At 62.3% G+C, this 268-nt stretch carries 1 protein-coding gene; it reads left to right on the top strand.

All coding sequences use genetic code 11. The features are described 5' to 3' along the window. A partial coding sequence (locus tag AC0IYH_RS31850; RefSeq protein WP_471838268.1) for a VOC family protein occupies positions 1-268 on the top strand: 268 nt, incomplete at both ends.

The raw sequence follows: 268 nt of genomic DNA, 5'->3' as shown, positions 1-268 counted from the left end.
CCCAGTACCCGAGTCATGCTGTATGCCAATGATCCGGGCAAGACCTGCGCGTTTTATGAGCGCCATTTCGGGTTCGTGAGCAGCGCGGAAGATCAGGGCGTGATCGAACTGCACCACCCTCGCGGCGGGCTGATCCTGCTGGTGCACCGTGCAGCCGTATCACTGAAAGGCAACCAGGCCCGCGTGAAGCTGGTGTTCGATGTGGAACACCTCGAGGCCTTCCGCAGCCGCGCCCTGAGCAATGGCCTGGAGTTCGGCCCGATACACC

The organism is Pseudomonas sp. AC463, from assembly GCF_979253585.1.
Note: the sequence above shows the minus strand (reverse complement) of the source record. Positions and strands in the feature narration are given on the sequence as shown.